Origin of the sequence: Streptomyces sp. NPDC020362, from assembly GCF_040642095.1 — a bacterium.
Lineage (GTDB): Bacteria > Actinomycetota > Actinomycetes > Streptomycetales > Streptomycetaceae > Streptomyces.
Genome location: NZ_JBFAET010000147.1, coordinates 1 through 22,510, shown reverse-complemented (window position 1 = coordinate 22,510; position 22,510 = coordinate 1). Strand labels below are relative to the sequence as shown.

The 22,510-nt window shown below is 69.1% G+C and carries 15 protein-coding genes, 1 tRNA gene and 1 pseudogene; 9 read left to right on the top strand and 8 right to left on the bottom strand.

What is annotated here, in order from left to right; all coding sequences use genetic code 11:
• Both AB0H32_RS34875 and AB0H32_RS34870 read left to right on the top strand, forming a co-directional pair.
• Positions 1–818, top strand: an 818-nt coding sequence (locus AB0H32_RS34875) for an aldehyde dehydrogenase family protein (RefSeq protein WP_361129242.1), incomplete at its 5' end; no start/stop codon positions are given.
• A gap of 177 nt (positions 819–995) precedes the next feature.
• Positions 996–1,080: transfer RNA gene (locus tag AB0H32_RS34870), tRNA-Leu, on the top strand.
• Positions 1,081–1,327: 247 nt separating this feature from the next.
• Here the strand turns inward: AB0H32_RS34870 and AB0H32_RS34865 are convergent.
• The 8 genes from AB0H32_RS34865 to ppgK are packed head-to-tail and all read right to left on the bottom strand — an operon-like array spanning position 1,328 to position 10,883.
• Positions 1,328–2,089 (bottom strand): hypothetical protein, encoded by a 762-nt coding sequence (locus AB0H32_RS34865; protein WP_361129239.1) that lies wholly within the window; start codon positions 2,087–2,089, stop codon positions 1,328–1,330.
• The gene (gene zwf, locus AB0H32_RS34860; protein ID WP_361129237.1) at positions 2,050–3,459 is read right to left on the bottom strand and encodes a glucose-6-phosphate dehydrogenase; all 1,410 of its coding nucleotides are present in this window, start codon (positions 3,457–3,459) and stop codon (positions 2,050–2,052) included. The genes AB0H32_RS34865 and zwf overlap by 40 nt, the downstream gene beginning before the upstream one ends.
• 48 nt (positions 3,460–3,507) lie before the next feature.
• Positions 3,508–4,200 carry a 6-phosphogluconolactonase gene (pgl, locus tag AB0H32_RS34855; RefSeq protein WP_361129234.1) on the bottom strand — a complete coding sequence of 231 codons (693 nt, stop codon included), beginning with the start codon at positions 4,198–4,200 and terminating at the stop codon, positions 3,508–3,510.
• Positions 4,201–4,205: 5 nt separating this feature from the next.
• Positions 4,206–5,219: a phosphogluconate dehydrogenase (NAD(+)-dependent, decarboxylating) gene (gene gnd, locus AB0H32_RS34850; protein WP_361129248.1), complete on the bottom strand. Its 1,014-nt coding sequence runs from the start codon at positions 5,217–5,219 to the stop codon at positions 4,206–4,208.
• 28 nt (positions 5,220–5,247) lie between these two features.
• On the bottom strand, positions 5,248–6,876 hold the full coding sequence (pgi, locus tag AB0H32_RS34845; RefSeq protein ID WP_361129232.1) for a glucose-6-phosphate isomerase: 1,629 nt from the start codon (positions 6,874–6,876) through the stop codon (positions 5,248–5,250).
• Between the two features lie 45 nt (positions 6,877–6,921).
• Positions 6,922–7,995: a transaldolase gene (tal, locus tag AB0H32_RS34840; RefSeq protein ID WP_361129229.1), complete on the bottom strand. Its 1,074-nt coding sequence runs from the start codon at positions 7,993–7,995 to the stop codon at positions 6,922–6,924.
• The gene (tkt, locus tag AB0H32_RS34835; protein ID WP_361129227.1) at positions 7,992–10,058 is read right to left on the bottom strand and encodes a transketolase; all 2,067 of its coding nucleotides are present in this window, start codon (positions 10,056–10,058) and stop codon (positions 7,992–7,994) included. The genes tal and tkt overlap by 4 nt, the downstream gene beginning before the upstream one ends.
• Before the next feature lie 51 nt (positions 10,059–10,109).
• Positions 10,110–10,883 (bottom strand): polyphosphate--glucose phosphotransferase, encoded by a 774-nt coding sequence (gene ppgK / locus AB0H32_RS34830; protein WP_361129224.1) that lies wholly within the window; start codon positions 10,881–10,883, stop codon positions 10,110–10,112.
• A gap of 361 nt (positions 10,884–11,244) precedes the next feature.
• On the opposite strand from ppgK, the gene AB0H32_RS34825 reads away from it, so the two are divergent.
• The 7 genes and pseudogenes from AB0H32_RS34825 to AB0H32_RS34795 all read left to right on the top strand — a co-directional run bounded on the left by AB0H32_RS34825 (position 11,245) and on the right by AB0H32_RS34795 (position 21,819).
• Entirely contained in the window at positions 11,245–13,479 is a 2,235-nt protein-coding gene (locus tag AB0H32_RS34825) for a glutamate decarboxylase (RefSeq protein WP_361129221.1), read from the top strand.
• 313 nt (positions 13,480–13,792) lie between these two features.
• Complete coding sequence (locus AB0H32_RS34820) at positions 13,793–15,991, top strand: FUSC family protein (protein WP_361129218.1); 2,199 nt, start codon at positions 13,793–13,795, stop codon at positions 15,989–15,991.
• 724 nt (positions 15,992–16,715) lie between these two features.
• A complete protein-coding gene (locus AB0H32_RS34815) occupies positions 16,716–16,940 on the top strand; it encodes a ferredoxin (protein WP_361129215.1) in 225 nt (74 codons plus the stop codon).
• Positions 16,940–18,334, top strand: a complete 1,395-nt coding sequence (locus AB0H32_RS34810) for an FAD/NAD(P)-binding oxidoreductase (RefSeq protein WP_361129212.1) — start codon at positions 16,940–16,942, stop codon at positions 18,332–18,334. Before AB0H32_RS34815 ends, AB0H32_RS34810 begins: the two co-directional genes overlap by 1 nt.
• A 35-nt stretch (positions 18,335–18,369) precedes the next feature.
• Positions 18,370–19,584 carry a cytochrome P450 gene (locus tag AB0H32_RS34805; RefSeq protein WP_361129209.1) on the top strand — a complete coding sequence of 405 codons (1,215 nt, stop codon included), beginning with the start codon at positions 18,370–18,372 and terminating at the stop codon, positions 19,582–19,584.
• A gap of 194 nt (positions 19,585–19,778) precedes the next feature.
• A pseudogene (locus AB0H32_RS34800) lies at positions 19,779–21,426 on the top strand (glycoside hydrolase family 15 protein); the annotation flags it as partial.
• A gap of 21 nt (positions 21,427–21,447) precedes the next feature.
• Positions 21,448–21,819 carry an ATP-binding protein gene (locus AB0H32_RS34795; RefSeq protein WP_361129245.1) on the top strand — a complete coding sequence of 124 codons (372 nt, stop codon included), beginning with the start codon at positions 21,448–21,450 and terminating at the stop codon, positions 21,817–21,819.
• The last annotated feature ends 691 nt before the right edge of the window (positions 21,820–22,510 follow it).

Here is a 22,510-nt window from a genome sequence, read left to right as displayed (position 1 = left end):
CCGGCGCCGCGGTGGCCACGGCCGTCGCCGACCTCGGCAAGCGGCACATCCTGGAACAGGAGGGCCTGAACACCTGGGGCATCTGGAACTACTCGGACTGGGACGCATTCGCCGCGGTGGTCCCGAAACTCTTCGACTACGGCAAACAGCGCTGCACGGCCTACCCGCGGTTCGTGGTCCAGCGGGACCTCTTCGACGACTTCCTGGGCACCTATCTCCCGGCCGTGCGCCGGGTGCGCGTCGGCCACCCCCTGGCGGTGGAACGGCGGGACGACCCGTACCCGGAGCTGGACTTCGGCCCGGTGATCAACGCGGCCAAGGCGAAGGAGCTGCGGGACCAGGTCGCGGAGGCCGTCGACCGCGGCGCCGTCCCCCTGTACCGCGCCCGGCCGGCGGACGCCCGCTTCCTGCCCGGCCAGGACACGGCGGCCTACGTCCAGCCGGTCACCCTCCTCAACCCGCCCCGTTCCTCCCCGCTGCACCACGCGGAGCCCTTCGGCCCGGTCGACACGATCGTCCTGGTCGACACGGAGGCCGAGCTGCTGGCCGCGATGAACGCCTCCAACGGCGCCCTGGTCGCGACCCTTTCCACGGACGACAGGGCCACGTTCGACCGGCTGGCGCCGCAGATCCGCGCCTTCAAGATCGGCCACGGCAAGCCCCGCTCCCGCGGCGACCGCGACGAGCTGTTCGGCGGCTTCGGCGCCTCCTGGCGCGGGGCCTTCGTGGGAGGGGAGCTGCTCGTGAGAGCAGTGACCCAGGGGCCGGCGGGGGAGCGGCTGCCGGGGAACTTCCCGGAATACCAGCTCATGCCCTGACCGGGCACTGAGCGTGCGGAGAAGGTCACCTTACGCAGGGTCCGGCGGCCGGGGTGCTCCGAGGTGCCCCCGGTCGCCGCTCACCGGGCGGATATGCAGGTGAAAGGCACTCCGAAACCTTGCTATTGTTGTCCCTGTCGCCGCGGGGAACAGCCCCGGCAAGGCGGCAGACACCTGGTCCGGGTGGCGGAATGGCAGACGCGCTAGCTTGAGGTGCTAGTGCCCTTTATCGGGCGTGGGGGTTCAAGTCCCCCCTCGGACACTCTTTGGGACGTTCACGAGAATGTCCCGGATACGTTCACGAATTACCGGTCGAGCCGTCTGGCTCGCCGGTTTTTCGTCGTTCCTGGGGCCTTCGGGCCGCGCGGTCGGCTCGGTGAGGAGTTGGTGCGGTGGCGGTCCGGGTGCTGCGCCTCTCACCTGCGGAAACAGGACATGCCTGTGCGACGGCCGGTGGCCGTGGCGCAGGCATGTGGGGTTTTCAGAGGGTGGTGCGCTGCGGGGGTGTGTCACTCACGTGGCGGAGGCTCGACCTGCTCGGTCGGAAGCGGTCGCGCCTGGGGCGGGTCGGAGGGCTCACCAGGTTGGGTTGCGGCGCTCTGCATGCTGGCTTGGCGGGGCTGGATGCCCTGGTCGCGGAGGAACCGTCGGATGGCTCTGAGGTTCGCCACGAAAATGATGACGGCATTGAGCAGGGTCTGTGCGACGCGTCCGTGCGGCAGGCGGAGCTGGGGATTGTCGATGCTGTCGAGGGCGGACTTCTTGAGGTTGCCGTTGCCGCCCTCGTTCTGACTGCGCAGTCCGGACCAGGCTTCCTGCCACAGAGGGGTGAACAGGGGGTATTTCTGCCTCCACTTGGCCAACACGGTGCCCGGGACAGTGATGCTCTTCCCCCTGCAGATGTCGGGGTAGACGGGGGTGTCCCGCTTGGGCCTGGGGATGGTGGGCAGGGCTGCCGGGGTACGGACAGTGGGGGCGTCGAGGTCGACGACGGTGGACGGGCGTGGCTGGGGCCGGCGGTAGCAGGTGACCGTGGCGTGCGGCCCGAGGGCGGGGCACTGTCGACGCTGGTCCCCTGCGGGCCCGTACTCCTTGATCTTGGTCTGGTAGTCCTTCCGGGACTGGATCAGGTTGAGCGCGTGGGCGCGGTCCTCGTCCGTGCGGCTGTTGATGTAGGTGGCGCCCGCAGTGGGCGCAACTGGCGGTTCACCGGGTCCGGGGCGCGGCTGTGTCAGTCGGGAGGCCTCGCCGGCAGCCAGGGTTCGTGCCATCGCGGATACCCGGCGACGAGCTTGCTCGCGGCCGCCGGTCCCCAGGTCCCCTGCCGGTAGCGCTCGGGGTCGCCGGGAGCCTCCAGCAGTGGCTGGACGATCCGCCACGTCTCCTCCACCGAGTCCTCCCGGGTGAACAGGCTCGCGTTGCCTTGCATCGCATCGCTGAGCAGGCGCTCGTACGGCTCGGGTGCCTCACCGAGCTCGGCCGCGAAGAGGAGGTCGAGGTCCACCAGCTGCGTGTCCTGCTTGCCCGGCTGCTTGGCCTGGATGCGGAAGTTCATGCCAGGGCTCGGATCGATCCGCAGGATCCACTGGTCGGGCTCGGGCGCGAACCGCTCCGCGAACGCAAGCCGCGGTGGGCGCTTGAACATGATCCGGATCTCGGTCACTCGCTCGGGGAGCGACTTGCCGGCGCGGATGAAGAACGGCACCCCGGACCAGCGCCAGTTCTCGACCTCCAGCCGCAACCCGACGAAGGTCTCGGTGGTCGAGCGCGGCCGCACGCCGGGGACCTCCAGGTACCCCTCGTACTGCCCGCGGACGTAATGGGCCGGGTCGGCGTCGGGGATCGCCCGGAACACATCGACCCGGCGGTCCCGGAGCGCGTCCGCATCGGCGGCTGATGGGGGCTCGGACGCCACCAGGGCGAGCAGCTGCAGCAGATGGTTCTGCACGACGTCGCGGAGCGCGCCGACCGGGTCGTAGAAGTGGCCGCGGTCCTCGACCCCGAAGTCCTCGGCCATGGTGATCTGCACGCAGGAGACGTGGTCGCGGTTCCACACCGGCTCGAACACGGAGTTGGCGAACCGCAGGAACAGGATGTCCATCGCCGGCTCCTTGCCGAGGAAGTGGTCGATCCTCAGCAGCTGGTCCTCGTCGAGGAGCTGACGGAGCTCGGCGTTGAGGGCGCGCGCCGACGCGAGGTCGTGCCCGAACGGTTTCTCCACGACGATCCGGGCGTTCTTGGTCAGCCCGGCGCCTGCCAGGCCCCCGACCACCCGGGCAAACAGCGACGGCGGGATCTCCAGGTAGAAGACGGGGCGCCGCCTGCCGTTGACCGCCCGGGCGAGGCGATGGAACGTCTCCTCGTCGGCGTAATCGCCCTGCACATAGCTGAGTCGGGCGGCGAACCGGGCAAAGATGCTGTCGTCGAGCGGCTCACCCGCTGCCTCGATCGCCGCGCGGGCGTGGTCACGCAGCGCGTCGTCGGACCAGTCGTCGCGCGCCACTCCGACGATCGGGCAGGTCAGCAGCTTGCGCCGCTCAAGCCGATAGAGCGAGCGAAACGTCATCTTTCGCGCGAGGTCGCCAGTGATCCCGAAAATGACCAGCACGTCTGCGGGAACGTTCGACGAGTTCAAAGCCATCTGATCCCCCTAACGGGGCCGGCACGGCAACAGGGCCGGGCGTCATGGTCATGCGGGCGACTGGGCGTCGGCGCGAGCCGGGCCCTGGCCGGCCGCCGCGTCCGCGAGGACGAGCGACGCCGCCGCCTCGACCCGGCCGGCGGGAATCGACCGGTCTCCCGCCACGAGCCTCGAGAGCGGTTCGCGCTTGTCGGCTCCGGTGATGAGCCAGAGCACTTGCTGGGCGCGGGCGAGCGCAGGGTAGGTGAGTGTCATGCGCTGGTGGCCCATGTAGGGCGCCGTCAGGGCCACCAGCCGGTCCGACACTTCGAGCACCGGGTCCCGCGGCACCAGCGAGGCGGTGTGCCCGTCCGGGCCGAGGCCCAGGTGAACGAGGTCGAAACGCTCGGGCAGCGACCGCCCGTAGGCGGCGGCCGCCGCGTCGAGGTCGGCGTCGTTCACGGGCATCGCGATGACCTCGGCCGGGGCCGCACCGAGGCTCTCCCGCAGGTGGGTGAGGTTGCGGTCCGGGTCGCCGTCGGGCGCGACCCGCTCGTCGACCTGGAACACCGCCACCTGCTCCCAGGGAACGTGCTCATGCGCAAGCCGCGCGAACATCGCCCAAGGCGTGTGCCCCCCGCTGACGGCGAACGTGAATCGGCCGTGGGCTTGCACGCAGGCCCCGGCCAGCCGCGCCACGAACGCCGCCGCGGTGCCGGCGACCGTGTCGGGGTCGGCGACGACCTCGAGTTCGTGATGCACGGCGGTCAGCCCTTCTTTTCGGCGTGCCCGCCGAACTCGGAGCGCATCGCCGAGAGGATCTTGTCCGTGAACTCCCCGGCCTGCCTGGACTCGAAGCGCTCGTACAGCGAGGTGGTGATGACCGGTACCGGGACGCCCTCGTCCACCGCGGCGAGGACGGTCCAGCGGCCTTCCCCGGAGTCGGAGACCCGCCCGGCGAAGTCGTCGAGGGAGGGCGACCTGGCGAAGGCGTCGGCGATCAGGTCGACCAGCCACGAGCCGACGACCGAGCCGCGCCGCCAGACCTCGGCCACTTCACCGACGTCGATGTCGTACTGGTAGGCCCACGGATCGCGCAGCGGTGTCGTCTCCGCGTCGACCTCCTGCCGGCTCTTGCCGGCGTCCGCGCGGTTGATGATGGCGAGGCCCTCGCCGATCGCGGCCATCATCCCGTACTCGACCCCGTTGTGGACCATCTTCACGAAGTGCCCGGCGCCGTTCGGTCCGCAGTGCAGGTACCCGAGCGGGGCGGTGCCGTCGGTCCGGGACCGGCTCGGCGTCGGCTCGGCGCTGCCCTCGCCGGGAGCGATCGTCCTGAAGATCGGGTCGAGATGGGCCACGACCTCGTCCTCGCCGCCGATCATCAGGCAGTAGCCGCGCTCCAGCCCCCAGACCCCACCGCTGGTCCCGCAGTCGACGTAATGCAGCGATTTGTCGGCAAGGCGCCTGGCGCGAGTGATGTCGTCGCGGTAGTAGGAATTGCCGCCGTCGATGAGGATGTCGCCGGGCTCCAGCAACGGCTTGAGCTGGTCGAGGATGGAGTCGACGATCGCAGCCGGAAGCATGAGCCACAGGGCCCGTGGCTTGTCCAGTTTCGCAACCAGGTCCTGGAGTGAGTCCGCGCCCGTCGCACCCTCGCCGGCCAGTTCGGCGACTGCGTCCGCGTTGACGTCGGACACGACGCAATGGTGGCCGTCTCGCATCAGCCGACGCACCAGGTTCGCCCCCATCCGGCCGAGCCCGATCATCCCGAGCTGCATGGGCTTGTCTGTCGCCATGTGGTGCCTCCTAGTCCTTGAGCGTGCGGTAGTGCCGGATCAGCGCGTTCGTGGACGAGTCGTGGCCGAGCTCAGGCTCGGTCGCGCTCTCGAGCTCCGGGACGATCGCGACAGCAAGCACCTTGCCGAGTTCGACACCCCACTGGTCGAAGGAGTCGATCCCCCAGATCGTCCCCTGGGTGAACACGCTGTGCTCGTAGAGCGCGACCAGCGTGCCGAGCCGGTACGGAGTGAGGACCTCTGCCAGCAGCACGTTCGTCGGGCGGTTGCCCTCCATCACCCGGTGCGGCGCCACGTCCTCGTCCGTCCCCCCGGCGCGCACCTCGTCCTCGGTCCTGCCGAAGGCGAGCGCCTGGGCCTGGGCGAAGACGTTCGACGAGAGGATGTCGTGGTGGCTGCCGAGCGGGTTGAGCGACTTGCCGAAGCCGATCAGGTCCACCGGGATCAGCTTGGTGCCCTGGTGGATCAGCTGGTAGAAGCTGTGCTGCCCATTGGTCCCCGGCTCCCCCCAGTACACCGCGCCGGTCTGGTAGTCCACCGGCACGCCCTCGAGCGTCACGTGCTTGCCGTTGGACTCCATGGTGAGCTGCTGCAGGTAGGCCGGGAGGCGCTTCAGGTACTGGTCGTAGGGCATCACGCCGATGGTCTGGGCGCCGAAGAAGTCGCCGTACCAGACGGCGAGCAGTCCCATCAGGACCGGCAGGTTCTGTTCGAACGGCGCGGTGCGGAAGTGCGTGTCCATCGCGTGGAATCCGGCGAGGAGATCGCGGTATTTGTCGGGGCCGACAGCGAGCATCGTCGAGAGACCGATCGCGGAGTCCATCGAGTAGCGCCCGCCGACCCAGTCCCAGAAGCCGAACATGTTCGCGGTGTCGATGCCGAACTCGGTGACCCGCTGCGCGTTCGTGGACACCGCCACGAAATGCCGGGCGACCGCCGTCTCGTCACCGAGCTGCGCCAGGACCCATTCACGCGCAGAGCGGGCGTTGGTCATCGTCTCCAGCGTCCCGAACGTCTTCGAGGCGATGATGAACAGCGTCTCCTCGGCGGCCAGATCACGGGTCGCCTCGACGATGTCGGTCGAGTCGACGTTGGACACGAACCTGAACGTGAGATCGCGGCGGCTGTAGTGGCGCAGCGCCTCGTAGGCCATGACGGGCCCGAGGTCGGAGCCGCCGATGCCGACGTTGACGATGTTGCGGATCGGCTTGCCGGTGGCGCCCCTCCAGGCACCCGAGCGGACCTGGTCCGCGAACGCCTCCATCCGGTCGAGCACCTCGTGCACCTGCGCCACGACGTCCACTCCGTCGACGACGAGCGTGGACTCCTTCGGCATCCGCAGCGCCACGTGCAGCACCGGCCGGTGCTCCGAGACGTTGATCCGCTCGCCGGCGAACATCTGGTCGATGTGCTCGCGCAGCCCCGACTCCTCGGCGAGCCGGAGCAGCAGCCGCAGGGTCTCGTCGGTGATCCGGTTCTTCGAATAGTCCAGGTACAGGCCGGTGGCCTCGGCCGTCATCCGCTCGCCGCGTCCCGGATCGGCGGCGAACAGCTCGCGCAGGTGGCGTCCGGCGATCTCGGGGTGATGGCCCGCGAGCGCCTTCCACGCGGGACGCTCGCGCAGCGCGGTCGATGGCATGGCTTGCTCCTCCGATGGGTTCAGTCCGGCCGCTCGGCGCCGAGGTCAGGCCACGGCCTTGCTCTGCACGTCGATTCGCTCCATGAGGTCGCTCCAGGCCGCGACAAAGGACTTGGCGCCTTCGCTCTGCAACTCGGCGGCAAGCGCCTTGATGTCGACGCCCGCGTTCGCGAAGCGGGCCAGCATTGCCTTGGATGCGCCCCCGTCCGACGGCAGTGTCTCTCCGATTTCGCCATGGTCGAAGAAGGCTTTCAGGGTGTCGTCGGGCATCGTGTTGACCGTGAACGGCGCGGCCAGACCGTGGACGTAGAGCGTGTCGGAGGCGGCCGGGTCCTTCGTCCTCGTGCTGGCCCAGAGCAGCCGCTGCATGCGCGCGCCGGCATTCTCCAGCCGCTGGAAGTGCTCCGAGCCCATCACTTCGCGGTACGCCCGGTACACGTCGAGGCCGACGGCGAGGGCGAGGGTGTCGGTGAGGTCGGAGGGTGCGGTGTCCTTGACCGCCACGTCCCAGCGTGACATGAACACCGACGCGACCGAGCCGACAGCGGGGTCGTGCCCGGCCTGTACCCGGCGCTCGACGCCACGCAGGTAGGCGTCAGCCGCGGCCCGGTAGTGGTCTGCCGAGAACAGCAGCGTCACGTTCACCGGAACGCCCGAGGCGATGACCTCCTCGATCGCCGGCAGCCCCTCGGGCGTGCCGGGGATCTTGATGAAGAGGTTGCGCCGGTCGGCCCTGGCGTGCAGCGCCTTGGCGGCCGCCACCGTTCGCTGCGTGTCGTGGGCGAGCAGCGGCGAGACCTCCAGCGAGACCCAGCCGTCGACGCCGTCGGTGCGTTCGTGGATGGGCAGGAACAGGTCGGCGGCCCGCTGCAGATCCTCGATGGCCAGCTCGAAGAACAGCTCCTCGCCCTTGCGCCCGCCCGCCGCCTTCGCGCGGATCGCGTCGTCGTAGTCACCGGAGCCGATCGCCTTGTCGAAGATCGAGGGGTTGGAGGTGAGCCCTGTCACCGAGTACTGGTCGATGTAGTGCTGGATCTGGCCCGTATCGAGCATGGAACGGGTGATGTTGTCCAGCCAGATGCTCTGGCCCTGCTCATGGAGCGCCTGGGTTACGTTCACGCCTGCTCCCTACCGGCGGCCACGCACTCGCGGGCAACCTGGGTGACCTTCTCGGGAGTGAAGCCGAATTTGGTCAGCAGCATCTTGAGCGGCGCCGATGCCCCGAACGTGTGCATGCCGACGACCGCGCCGCCGTCACCGACGTAACGGTCCCAGCCGAGGGTCGCCGCCTGCTCGATGGCGACCCGGGCCCTGACCCCGGGCGGGATGACCGAGTCGCGGTATTCCTTGGGCTGACGGTCGAACAATTCCCAGCAGGGCATGCTGACCACGCGAGCCGCGAGGCCCTCGGCGGCGAGCTCGTCACGGGCCGCGAGCGCGAGTTGCACCTCCGACCCCGTGGCGAGCAGGACGACATCGGGTCTGCCGTCCGCCGCGTCGACCAGAACATAGGCTCCCCTGGCCACCCCGGATGCGGCCCCCGTCTCGGAGCGGTCGAGGGTCGGCAGTGCCTGTCGGGAAAGGACCAGCACCGCCGGCTCGTGCTTGAGCGCGGCGACGACCCGCCAGGTCTCGACGACCTCGTTCGCGTCGGCCGGGCGGAACACCAGCAGCCCCGGCATCGCGCGCAGCGACGCGAGCTGCTCGACCGGCTGGTGGGTGGGGCCGTCCTCGCCGACCCCGATCGAGTCATGGGTGAAGATGTGTACGACCGGGATCTCCATCAGCGCTGAGAGCCGGATCGCGCCGCGTGCGTAGTCCGAGAAGATCAGGAACCCCGACCAGTACGGGCGCAGCTTGGTCAGCGCCATCCCGTTCGTGATCGCGGTGGCGGCGTGCTCGCGGATCCCGAAGTGGAGGTTGCGCCCCGAGCGGTCATCGGCCTGGAAGTCGCCGGCGCCGGAGAACGTGAGGTTGGTCTTGGTAGACGGTGAGAGGTCCGCCGACCCGCCGAGCACCCACGGCACGGCTTGGGCGAGCGCGTTGAGCACCTGGCCGCTGGAGTCACGGCCGGCGATGCCTTTGGGGTCGGCCGGGAAGGTCGGCAGCGCCGACTCCCAGCCCTCCGGCAGGTCACGCCGCTGGATACGCTCCAGCTCGTCGGCGAGGTCGGGATGGGTGGTTCGGTAGGCCTCGATCCGAGCCTCCCAGCTCGTCCGGGCTTCGCGACCGCGCGCGCCGACGCCTGCGGCGAAGTGCTCGTAGACGCCGTCGGGAACGAAGAAGTCCTTGTCTTCAGGCATCCCGAGGAATCGCTTGGCCGACTTGACACCCTCCACGCCGAACGGCGCGCCGTGCGCCTTCGGGGTGTCCTCGACCGGTGACCCGTAGCCGATGTGGCTGTGCACCACGATGAGCGTCGGGCGCTCATGCTCGGACTTGAAGGTGTGCAGCGCGCGGGCCACGGCGTCGAGGTCGTTGGCGTCGGCCACGGTGGTGACGTTCCAGCCGTAGCCGATGAACCGGGCCGCCACATCCTCGGTGAACGCGATGTCGGTGTGGCCCTCGATCGTCACCCGGTTGGAGTCGTAGATCCAGCAGAGGTTCGACAGCCGCTGGTGGGCCGCGAGCGAGGCGGCCTCCGAGGCGATCCCCTCCATCATGCAGCCGTCGCCGGCCATCGCGTACACGTCGAAGTCGAAGACGGTGAAGTCGTCGCGGTTGTACCGGGCGGCGAGCCACTGCCCGGCGATCGCCATCCCGACCGAGGTCGCAACGCCCTGGCCGAGCGGGCCCGTCGTGGTCTCCACGCCGCTGGTCCACCGGTACTCCGGGTGCCCGGGACAGTGCGAGCCGAGCTGGCGGAACGTCCTGAGGTCGTCGAGGGTGACGGCGGGGCGGCCGAGGACCTCGTAGTCGGGGTCGACGGACTGCACGCCGGCGAGGTGCAACAGCGACCAGAGCAATGCGGAGGCGTGTCCCTCCGACAGTACGAAGCGGTCGCGGTTGGGCCAGATCGGGTCGGCCGGGTCGAAGCGCAGGAAGCGTTGCCAGAGCGTGTACGCGACCGGGGCGATTCCCATCGGTGTCCCCGGATGGCCGGAGTCGGCCGCCTGGATGGCGTCCATGCACAGCGTGCGGATCGTGTTGACGGAAAGGGTTTCCAGGTCGTTGTTGCTCAATGCGAGCCTCCCTGAAGGTGCTGCCCCTGCGCTCGAATCGGGCGCGGCAGACTAGGGTTGGGCTTTCCCGGCCGGGGCGAAGAGTGCCGCGCCGACAATGCCCGCATCGTTCAACAGCTGCGCCGGCACGATCTCGGTCCTGAGCTCGATGTGCGGCAGGAACTTGTCGGCCTTCTTGCTGACGCCACCGCCGATGACGATCAGGTCGGGCCACAGCAGCCTCTGGACGAGCTCGAGATACGTCTCCAGACGGTGCGCCCATTTCTTCCAGGACAGGTCGTCGTGCTCGCGCACCGACTCCGCGGCCCAGTCCTCGGCATCCATGTGGTGCAGCGGCAGGTGTCCCAGTTCGCTGTTGGGCACCAGGTACCCGTCGGAGAAGACGGCGCTGCCGATGCCGGTGCCGAGCGTCACCATGACGACGACGCCCTTGCGTCCCTTGCCGGCGCCGAAGCGCATCTCGGCGATCCCGGCCGCGTCGGCGTCGTTCACCACCCTCACGTCGCGACCGGTCGCTCGTGCGAAGAGCTGGGCCGCGTCCGTGTCCATCCAGGCAGGATCGATGTTGGCCGTCGTCTGGACTTTGCCGCCCCGGATGACGGCCGGGAGTGTCAGCCCGACGGGTCCTGGGACGCCGATCTGGGAGAGCACCTGCACGACCACGTCCGCGACTGCCCCCGGGGTGGCCGGATGCGGGGTCGGGATCCGGACCCGCTCACCGATGAGGCTGCCGAGTTCGAGGTCGACCGGCGCTCCCTTGATACCGGTTCCGCCGATGTCGACCCCCAGCACGTGGGCCGTCTTGTCCTGACTTGCCTGCGCCACTGCCCGCTCCCCTCAGGGGCTGGCCCAAAATGTGTTGTTTGAATTTTGGACATCCAGCCCCGTAAGAGCTTCGCCATACAATTCTCAATAGTCCCACATGTCATTTATATTCGCCACATCAGTCTTATGGGTTTTTTGAAATCCAAGGGGTGTATTCGAGAATCGCGCACCCTATAAAGGGCATCGGCCTTCTCCTCTGCTCGAGAGGAACGCGACTGCGACTCATGCCGGCCGCGACGGTATCCTCCAGCAACTTTCGGAAATCAAGCCGACCGGGAACCCGTCCCCCAAATCCCCCGCATCCACGAGCCGATGCCTCCCCCCACCCGGACCGGCCGCGACCAGAGCTTACGGAGGCGTGATGCCAACCCGCCCGATCCGCCTGCTTCTTGCCGACGTCGACGGCACTTTGGTCACGAGCGACAAGGTCCTCACCGGCCGCGCCGTCCGGGCGGTCCACAAGCTCTACGCCGCCGGCGTCCTCTTCGCGGTGACCAGCGGGAGACCGCCCCGCGGCATGTCCATGATCATCGAGCCCCTGACGCTGGCCACTGAACTCGCCGCCTTCAACGGTGGTCTCGTCGTCAACCCGGATATGACCGTTGCCGAGCAGCAGGTCGTTCCCGCGGAGGTGGTGGCCCCGGTCGTCGCGCTGATGGAGTCGTTCGGCCTCGGCGCCTGGATCTACCGGGGTGCCGACTGGTACGTCCGCGACGTGAAGGGGCCGCACGTGGATCGCGAGAGCTGGACGGTGCAGTTCGCGCACACGCTCGTTCCCGGCTTCTTCGCGCCCACGCTCGTTCCCGGCTTCGACGGGCTCGAGCAGGGCACCGCCAAGGTCGTCGGGGCCGGCTATGACCACCAGGTCGCCGAGGCGGCCGCGGTCGCAGCTCGCGCGCAGTGCGGCGAGCATGTCTCGGCCGCCCGCTCGCAGCCCTACTACCTCGATGTGACCCATCCGCAGGCCGACAAGGGGGGTGAGTGGCGCGCTCCACCTGGACGCCCGGCACCGCGCCCGCTCCACATAGGTGTGGGTCGACGGCAGACGGGATGGGAGTTGGTTGGGTCGGTGGGGGGGCAGACGAGCCGACGAACTCTGGAGGCTGGCGGGGCCTTTTCCCAAAGAAGGGGCTATTTCGTTCGCGCTGGGCCGCAGCCAGTTCGGAGCTTCACTGTTCTATCTCGGCGTGTCCCTCGCCGAGGCAGGCACCGGCGCTGTTTGAATCGTCATATGACCAAGGGTGACGACGCGGCTCTTTTTGGTAACCGATTCTTGACCGTGCCCGCTCCCTCGGAGACCTTCCCCGAGGAAGGCATGGCTGCGACGGACGCAATGAGGCTGCTGGATGTGGACCTCGCCATGGAGGGTGATCCGCAGCGTAACCTCGCCACGTTTGTCACTACTTGGATGGAGCCGGAGGCGCAACGGATCATCGCCGAGAATCTCCACCGCAATTTCATCGACCATGCGGAGTACCCGATTTCCGCCGAGATCGAGCAGCGTTGCGTGCGCATGCTCGCCAGCCTCTTCAACGCGCCGGGCACGACAACCGGATGTCGGACCCAGGGCTCGTCCGAGGCGATCATGCTCGGGGCGCTGTCGCTGAAGTGGAAGTGGCGGGAGCGCCGCCGGGCGGCCAATCTGTCGGTCGACCGACCCAACTTGGTCTTCGGCGGGGACGTCCACGTCGTGTGGGAGAAGTTCTGCCGCTACTTCGACGTCGAGCCGCGGATCGTGCCGCTTGCCGAGGGCAAGTACACGATCGGCCCGGAGGACGTGGAGCCTCACCTCGACGGGAACACGATCGGCGTCGTGGCCGTCCTCGGCACCACGTTCACCGGCCACAAGGACGACGTCGTCGGGATCGACAAGCTCCTGCGGGACGTCCGCAAGGAGCGGGACCTCGACATCCCGATCCACGTCGACGGAGCCAGCGGCGGCTTCGTGTGGCCCTTCCTCTATCCGGACTCGAAATGGGACTTCCGGCTCGAGCAGGTCCGTTCGATCAACGTCTCGGGACACAAGTACGGCCTGGTCTACCCCGGCATCGGCTGGCTGGTCTTCCGCGAGGAGTCCGACCTGCCCATGGACCTCGTGTTCTACGAGAACTACTTGGGCAAGACCGACGCGACGTTCACGCTGAACTTCTCCACCGGCGCGTCGATGGTGCTCGCGCAGTACTACAACTTCGTCCGGCTCGGTCGTCAGGGCTACACCTACGTCATGAAGATGTTGCAGGAGAACGCACACGCGTTGGCGGACAACCTGCGTAGCAGCGGCCGCTTCGAAGTGATCGGGAGCGACCTCGAGCAGTTGCCGCTGGTTGCTTTCCGCCTTGCTGGCAAGCACGCCTACGACGAGTCCGACGTCGCCTGGCAGCTCTCGGCCGAGCGCGGCTGGATGGTGCCGGCGTACACGCTCCCGCCCGACGCGGAGCGGGTGAAGATCATGCGTGCCCTGGTCAAGGAGACCTTGAGCCGCGAGCAGATCGATCGCCTGAGCCAGGACATTGCCGACGCGTGTCGCACGTTGGACGACAAGGGTGCGACCCATGAGGTCGAGCGGGCCCAGGTCAAGCGCGGCACGGGCTACTGACGCACCTCTGCTCCCCGGTCGCACACACCTGCTGGCTCTGAGGGCGTCTCCACCGCGAGCCTGCCTCGGGTAGATCTGTTGCGCGTGCCAGTTACGTACCAGATCGAACGGTCTGCCCGAACCAAGGGCGCCACGCCCGGGCCTCGTCCTCCGGCTGCCGGACGCGCACAAGGACCTGCGGAGCGAGAAGTATCTGGTCCCGGTCCCTCACGCCTGACCGGCCCCGGGTGCGGTGGCTGGGCATACCCGCCCGCCCTACCGTGAACAGGGGGAGCGGGCGTGTCTCTGTACCGAATCGACGAGGAGGCCACGGGTGCCCCTTCGCGGTGGGCTGGAATGGCTGCGGGCCCGTGATCCGGGCCTGCGGGCGGTGCGGCGTTCGGCGCGGGTGACGCTCGTGGCCTGCACGGGGTTCTACGTGGCGCGCTACGGCCTGGGAAACCATGTCGCGGCAATCTACGCGCTGTTCGGCGCGATCGCCTCCGGTGGGATGTCCTTCGTCCCGGGTACGCCGCGTGAGCGCGCCCGCACGCTGCTGGCGGTGCTGCCGGCTGCGGCCGCGCTGGTCACCCTGGGGACCGTGCTCGGGGTGCACTCATGGACGGCGGCCCTCGGGATGCTCGGGGTGGGCTTCCTGGTTTCGTTCGCCGGGGTGGGCGCGCCCCGACTGGGCGGGCTGGCAGGCGGCCTCCAGGCGCTCTACATCCTGGCGTGCTTTCCGCCGTACGCCCCCGCGACGCTGGGGGCGCGCCTGGCCGGGCTGGCGACCGGGATGGTGCTGATGGCTGCAGCGGAGATGTGGCTGGTGCCGGCTCCCCCGCCGGGGCGTTACGCGGACCGGCTGGCGCGCGCCGCGGCGGTGGCATCCCGGACGCTGCGGGCGCTCGCGGCGGAGTCGCGGTCACCACCGTTCGACAGCCGGGAGCGGCTGATCACGGCGTCACAAGAGCTGCGGATGAGCCGGGTGCCGGACGACGAGCGTCCGACATCGGCGTCGGCGCGGCACCGGGCGCTGTGCCAGGGCGCCACCTACATGCGTCATCTGCTGGCCCAGACCTGGCAGTTGGCACAGGAAGCTCGCGATACCCCCGGCACCCGTGACCCCGCGGCGGCCCGGCTGCTGCAAGCGTCGGCCACCGCATGCCACGGCGTCGCACTCGGGCTGTCCGGCCGGGGCCCGGCGCCTTCCGACGCCCCGTACACCGCCGGCGCGGCGGACTTCGAGGCCCATCGCATCCGCCTGCCGATCTGGCGCGCGAACAGCGCGGCCGTGGTGCGCGGCGGCGCGATCGCCCTCGACATCGCGCACACCGGGACCTTCCTGGTCACGGCGGTGCGCATCGCGCTCGGCGCGCCCGTGCCCGCGGACACGACGCCACCTGCGGAGCGGCCGGGCCCGTTCTGGTACGCAGGCCGGCCTACGCTCTCGCTCTACGCGCGCCGCCTGCAGACCCATCTCACGCCCCGGTCGGTGTACTTCCAGAACGCCGTCCGGATCGCGCTGGCCCTGTCCGCCGCCCGGCTGATCGTGGGCGCGCTCGACCTGGGCCACGGCCTCTGGGCGCTGCTGGCCACCATCACCGTGATGGGAACCAGCGCCACGGGCACCCGTACGGCGCTCTGGCCGGCGTTCGGCGGCACGCTCGCGGGCGCCGCCGTGGTAGCTGTGATGCTGTACTTCGTCGCCGACCACGTGGCGGTGTACGCGGTCGTGCTGCCGCCCCTGTACCTCCTGGCGTTCTCCGCGGGGCCCGTGCTCGGCATGGGCTGGAACCAGGCGTTCTCCACGATCGCCGCAGCCGCCGCCTTTGCCCAGCTCGGTCCCGCCCAGCCGGGGCTGGCCGCCGTCCGGTTCACGGACGTCGTCATCGGCGGCGTCACAGGCGCCCTGGTCGGGCTGCTGGCCTGGCCGCAAGGCGGCACCGGGGAACTTCGGCGGGCCTGCTCACGGCTGCTGGACCAGAGCACCTGGTCCGTCACCGAGATCATCGACACCATCGCCGGGGACGGGACGGCCGGCGACGCGCCGGCCCGGGCCCGCCTCGCCCAGCTGATCGCGGAGGCGAGCTACGCGCAGTACGCCACCGAGCGCGGCGACCCGGACCCGGCGCACCCCGCCGACAAGGACTGGATGGCCATCCTGCTGGCCGGGAACCGAGTGATCACCATGGGGCAGAACCTGCTCGACCACTGCCCTCCAGGCGTGCTGGCGGCCTGGCCGCTCAGCGCCGCGCACCTGCGCGACGCCGCCCACCGTCTCCGGCTGACTGCGCTGCCACTGATGTACGACCTGCGCTCCAGGAAGCCATGCCGAGCGCCCGTCGAGCCCCCGGCCCCGGACGTGCCGACGGAGCACGCCGTCATCGCCGACGTGTGCGCCGCCTCGGACGGCCGGGCGCCCGACCCGATGTCGTACTACGCCGTCGACGCCGCCATCTGGCTGGCGAGCCTACAGCGGTTGGTCACGGCGATCAGTCCGTCCACGGAAGGTCGGACAGCAGCGCAGGGTTGACCACCGCGAGGTTCGTGGCGACGTCCTCACGGGGCATGGCGGGCCATGGGATCGTGCGGGCGCCGCGGTACTTGGCGGGCAGTAGCGACTGCTGCTCCCCGGCGAGCCGGGCATCCCGGTCCGGGTGGCTGTAGTGAGCGTTGTCTGCGACAGGCCAGTACCGAGGTGGTGTCGGCGGCGGGGTGTACCAGGCGCGTTCGAAGTTCTTCCGAATCCCGGCGTACGCCAGTCCGTGCTCGGCGGTGACCCGCCACGCTGTGAACGACAGAGCGTCCCGCCGCGCGGCCTCTCGCGAAGCATGTCGGATATGCCAGAGGCCGCCGGGAGTGCTTACCGAACCGCGGTGGACAGCCCCTTCGGCACCCTATTAGTCCGGTTCAGAGGCACACTTCTCCTGTTCGGTCAGCCCCCAGACGCCGGGGTTGCCGACGCCCGCACGTCCCTTTCCCGGGGTGCGGGCGGCGTGTGTGCGGGATACGCTTTTGAGTGGAAAAACAGGTTCTCCGGGCGGTTTTATAGACGCCCGAGCCTTATTCGCGATGATCAGTTCTTTCTGCGGAGACCTTTTCTGCGGAGACCTTTGACGTGCGTGATGGCCCCCTTTCGTATGCGCAGGGGTGAGCAACAGCCGAATCCCCTCTTCGAAGGCGTGCCTCACGCTTCGGGCGCCGTACGGTGCCGCCTCAAGGCCCGCAGCCTTGCAGTCCCTGAAACGGAGTTCGGGATGAGAGTTGTCGTTGATCTTTCCCGATGTGAAGGGTATGCGCAGTGCGCGTTCCTGGCACCGGACGCGTTCCGGATGCACGGCGAGGAAGCGCTGATGTACAACCCGAAGCCGGACGACGTCCAGCGTGAACAGGTGCTGCGCGCTGCGGCGGCCTGCCCGGTCCAGGCCATTCTGGTCGACCAGCTGGAGAGACGGGACGTACCGGTGGAGGCGTCGCCGTGATGAGCAGCGCCGACACCTTGCAAGCATTCAGGCGTGACGGCCGCATCGTGATCGTCGGGGCGTCACTGGCGGGACTTCGGGCCGCGGAGGCTCTGCGCGAGGAGGGCTTCACCGGTTCGCTGACCATGATCGGTGACGAGCTGGGCGAACCCTACGACCGGCCCCCGCTGTCCAAGCAGGTACTGACCGGGTGGGTGCCGGCCGGGAACACCACGCTGCCGCGACGCCGTGACATCGATGCGCAATGGCTGCTGGGCGTACCCGCCGACGGGCTGGACCTGGCCACCAACCACGTACACATCGCCGACGGACGCGAGGTCCCCTTCGACCGAGTACTGATCTCCACCGGGGTGCGGGCCCGGCCGTGGTTCGTGGAGAGCGAGGCAGCGCTCGACGGAGTGTTCGTCGTACGTACTCGCGAGCATGCCGAAGGTCTACAGCGAGCCCTCGCCGCAGGGCCCTCCCGCGTCCTGGTCATCGGTGCGGGATTCACCGGCTCCGAGATCGCCTCCATCTGCCGCGAGCGGGACATCCCGGTGACCGTCGCCGAACTCGCGCCGGCCCCGCTGGTCGGGGCGCTCGGTGCCATGATCGGTGACGTCGCGGCCGGCATGCAGCGCGCTCACGGGGTCGACCTGCGCTGCGGTGTCAAGGTAACCCGGCTGGAGGGCGACGCGCAGGGGCGGCTTCGCCGTGCCCACTTCGACGACGGCAGCACGATCGACGCCGACGTGGCGGTGGTGGCACTCGGCGGCATCCGCAACACCGAGTGGCTGCGCGGCTCGGGACTGGCGGCAGGCCCATGGGGCATCGCCTGCGACACGGGCTGCCGCGCCCTCGACCTCAACGGCCTGATCACCGACGACATCTTCGTCGCCGGAGACGTGGCACGCTGCCCGAACCCGATCTACGAATACCGTCTCATCTCGCTGGAACACTGGGTCAACGCCGTGGAGCAAGCCAGAGTCGCGGCGCACAACATGCTCAGCGCCCAGGCGGACCGCTGGCCCCATCTGTCCATCCCGACGTTCTGGTCGATCCAGTTCGGCGTCAACATCAAGTCCGTCGGCGTACCGACCTTCGCCGACGAGGTCGTCGTCACCCAGGGATCCGTGCCCGACCACCGCTTCGTCGCCGCATACGGCTACCAGGGCCGCGTCACCGCGGCAGTCAGCTTCAACAACGCCAAGTGGCTGGACCACTACCGGCAGTTGATCGAGACGGCCGCGCCCTTCCCGCCCCCCTGCCCCACGCCCGACGAGCCTCCCGACGCAAAACCCGTGCCCGTCGACTTCCCCGGCCCCGCCCTGCTCGCCCAGGGAGCCACCGTGGTCGTCACCGGCCACGACCCAGGAGAGCGGCGCGTCACCGCTGCGTGGCAGCACCACCGGTAGGAAGGTAGGCAGGAGGAAACAGGAGGAAGAGCGACATGACCGTGATCCAGACGCCCGACACCCTGCACCGGATCCTCGACTACTCCTCCCGCGCCGACCCCTACCCGCTCTACGCCGAACTGCGCAAGACACCGGTGGCCCTGCAGGAGGACGGCAGCTACGTCATCAGTACCTACCGCGAACTCAGCGGCATCCTGCACGACCCGCACCTGAGCTCCGACGTCCGCAATCTGACGCATCCGATGCCCGCGATGCAGGAACACGCCACGCCGTCGTTCATCAACCTCGACCCGCCCGAGCACGACCGCCTACGACGCCTGGCCATGCGCCACTTCGGCCCCCCGCACACTCCGGGCCTGGTGACCGGTATGGAACCCGACCTGACCGCCACCGTCAACGGCCTGATCGACGACTTCGCGGGCAAGGAACGCATCGACATCGTCGACGACTTCGCCTACCCGTTCCCCGTCACCGTGATCTGCCACCTGCTCGGCGTGCCACGCGAGGACGAGCCACGGTTCCACCTGTGGGTGAACGCCATCGTCGACTCGCTCGACTACAACCCCAAGACCGACCCGAAGGAGAAACTCGACAACGGCGTGCAGGCCAGGAAAGACCTGTTCCAGTACCTCGGCGGGCTGCTGGAACAACGCCACGGCCGGCCCGGCGACGACCTCCTGACACGGATGGCCAACGACGACGGTCCCGACGGACGCATGACGGACGACGAAATCGTCAGCACCGCGCACCTGCTGCTCATCGCCGGCCACGAGACCACCGTCAACCTCATCACCAACGGCATGCTCACCCTGCTGCGCCACCCGCAGATACTGCAGCGGCTGCGCGACGAACCGGACCTGATCGTGCCGCTCGTCGAGGAACTGCTGCGCTACGAGCCCCCCGTCCACATCATTCCCTGGCGAGCGGCATACAGCGACATCACCGTCGCCGACACCGTCATCCCCAAGGGCTCGCAGATCATGCTCATGCTCGCCTCAGGCAGCCGCGACCCGGACCGCTTCCACGACCCCGACACCTTCAACCCCGACCGACAGGACAACCAGCACCTGGGCTTCGGCAGCGGCATCCACCTGTGCTTCGGCGGCCCGATGGCCCGACTGGAGACCCAAACCGCGCTGACCGCGCTCGTACGCCGCCTGGAACGCTCCACACTGGTCGCCGACCCACCGCCCTACCGGCCCAGCCCCATCCTGCGTGGCCCCATCCACCTGCACATCGAACAGAGCTGACGCCGAACGCGGCAGCCGCACGTCGTGCGCATTCCGCAACTTGTCTGACGGGCCGTCAGTAGTCGCTGCGTTCAGTGATGGTTCGTCAAGAAGCGTCCGCGCCTCGACGTGGCAGGAGTGACGTGTGTGCCGGATAGTGGACGCAGGAGGTTTCTTCCGAGACATCGGAGTTTGCAACGGACCGCTGCCCTCCCATCGCCGAACACGGTTTGGTGGGCGACCTGCAGACCGCCGCGCTCGTCTCGTCGCAAGGCGTCGTCAACTGGTTCGCCGCTCCCAGGTTCGCTTCGCCCAGCATCTTCGCCGCCCTGCTCGACCACGACCGCGGCGGGTACATGCGGCTGGCCCCCGAACCCCCCGACGTGACCTGCAAGCAGCTCTACTACCCCGACACGGCCATCCTCGTCACCCGGTTCATGTCACCGGACGGAGTGGGCGAGGTGATCGACTTCATGCCCCCGGACCAGACCCGCACCGCCACCGACAGGCACACCCTGGTCCGCTGCGTCCATGCCGTGCGGGGGACCGTCGAATTCACCCTTGAGTGCCGGCCACGCTTCGACTACGGCCGCGCCGAGCACGAACTCGAACTCGGCGAGAACGGCACTCTATTCCGGGCCCCGGGGATCGACGGGCACCTGCAGTCCACCTTCCCGCTGGAGCGGGACGGCCAGGACGTGCGCGCCAAGGTGACTCTGAAAGCCGGCGAATCCGGCGGTGCGGTGTTCACCGTCTGCGCATCCGGCGGCGAGGCGCCCCCACCCCCCCACGATCGAAGGGCTCACCTGGCACTTGGAGGAGGTCAGCCTGTTCTGGCAGCGCTGGCTGCGCCAGTCCCGCTACCGGGGACGGTGGCCCGAGCTGGTGCACCGCTCGGCCATCACCCTCAAGCTCCTCACCTATGCCCCCACGGGCGCTCTGATCGCGGCTGCCACCATGGGCCTCCCCGAGCAGGTCGGCGGCGAGCGGAACTGGGACTACCGGTTCACCTGGGTACGCGACGGCTCGCTGTCCGTGCGGGCCATGCTTGACCTCGGCTTCGTCGAGGAGGCCACCGCCTTCGTCCACTGGCTGGTGGACAGGCTGCGGGAGCGCGAGGGCAAGGAGGAGGAGCCGCTCCAGACGATGTACCGGATCGACGGCAGTCCCGACCTCCCGGAGGAGACACTCGATCACTTCGAGGGCTATCGCGGCTCCGCGCCCGTCCGCATCGGCAACGGCGCCGCCGACCAGCTCCAGCTGGACATCTACGGCGAGGCCATGTATGCGGTGTCCCAGGGAGCAGAAATCGCACACCAGGCCAGTTCCCGGGGATGGCATGCACTTGCCAGGGCGCTGGACTGGTTCGCCGACGCCTGGGACCGGCCGGACGAGGGCATCTGGGAGACCCGCGGCGGCCGCCAGGACTTCACCTACAGCCGGGTGATGTCGTGGGTTGCCTTCGACCAGGGGATGCGCCTGGCCGAGTCGTTCCGCAGGCCCGCCGACATGGAGCGGTGGCGTACGGCGAGAGACACCGTATGCGAGCAGATCATGGAACGAGGGTGGAGCGAGAAGGAGCGCGCCTACGTCCAGCACTACGACGGCGACGTCCTGGACGCCTCGCTGCTGCTCATGCCCAGGGTCGGGTTCATCGCCCCGAAGGACCCGGCGTGGCTCTCCACGCTCGACGCGATGGAGCGCAAGCTCGTCTCCGACAGCCTCGTCTACCGCTACGACCCGGCGGCATCGCCGGACGGGCTGCGCGGCTCGGAGGGCACCTTCAGCCTGTGCACCTTCCTCTACGTCGACGCACTGGCCCGGGCGGAGCGGCAGTCCCAGGCCCGCTACACCTTCGAGAAGAGCGCTGGCGCACCCATCTGCGTGATCGCGGTCGTCGACAAACCGCCCGGACTCTCGGCGGAGGAGGCCGAGCGGGTCTTCGAGCGCTTCTACCGCGTCGCCCCCTCCCGCTCCCGCACCCCCGGCGGCAGCGGTCTCGGCCTCGCCATCGCCGCAGCGATCACCCAGGGCCACGGCGAACGCATGGAGCTGCCCCTTGGCCGACGGGGCTCGACCCGTCTGAGAAAGAGTGCCCAACGCCGCAGTGTGTCCTCGTCGGCGCCTGGGGGTGACGAGTCATGTTTGCCCAGCGTGCACCCATCACATTTGCGTGAATCCGCAACTATCCGGGAAGTGATCTTGGTGTCGCCGGGAAGTGCACCCTCAACTGGCTGCATCGTCGCTGGTCAGTGAGACTCGTGAACGACCCAGTCTTTATGGCGATGCGGAAATGAGGGCCTCGACCTGGCGGTCGGGGTCCTCGTTGCGTTGTCGTACGTGATCGTGATGCCCAGGGCTTCGCAGAGGGGCTCGTTCCTGTCGGTGCCGGCGGCGTGGATACGTTGCGCGCCGTTGATCCACTGGGTGACGACGGCTGGGTCGGCTCCGGGGGGGGGCGAGGGCAGCCTGGCTGAGTGCGGCGGGCGTGGCGGTGAGCCGCTCAGGGTGGAAGGCCCGGGCGATCCATGCATCCAGTGCCCGGCAGACGATGTCTTCGCGCAGGTTGATGGTGCGCGGGTGGTCGAGCCCGGGGCAGAGGGCTGCTTCCTGTTCCTTGTGCGCGCATCGGTAGTGGACGCGGTCGCGGATCGGAGAGGGCTGCGACTTCCGTCCGCACAGAGTGCACCGCACCCGTCCTCGCAGGACGCAGGACGCAGGACGCAGGTACGCCGGCCGCTTCGCCGGCTGAGGCGTTCTTCCTTGCGCCGTCTGTTCTGGACCTCGTGGCCGGTGTGGCGGGGGTCGAGGAGGATCGCTCCGACGACGCCGGTCTCCGACGCCGCAGGCGGCGGCCCCCAGCGGGGCGGGCGCCCCCACGGGGGAAGGGCGGACGCTAACAAGGGGGGGGTGAACGGGCGGGCCCCCGGACCGCGGCCCCAGAAGG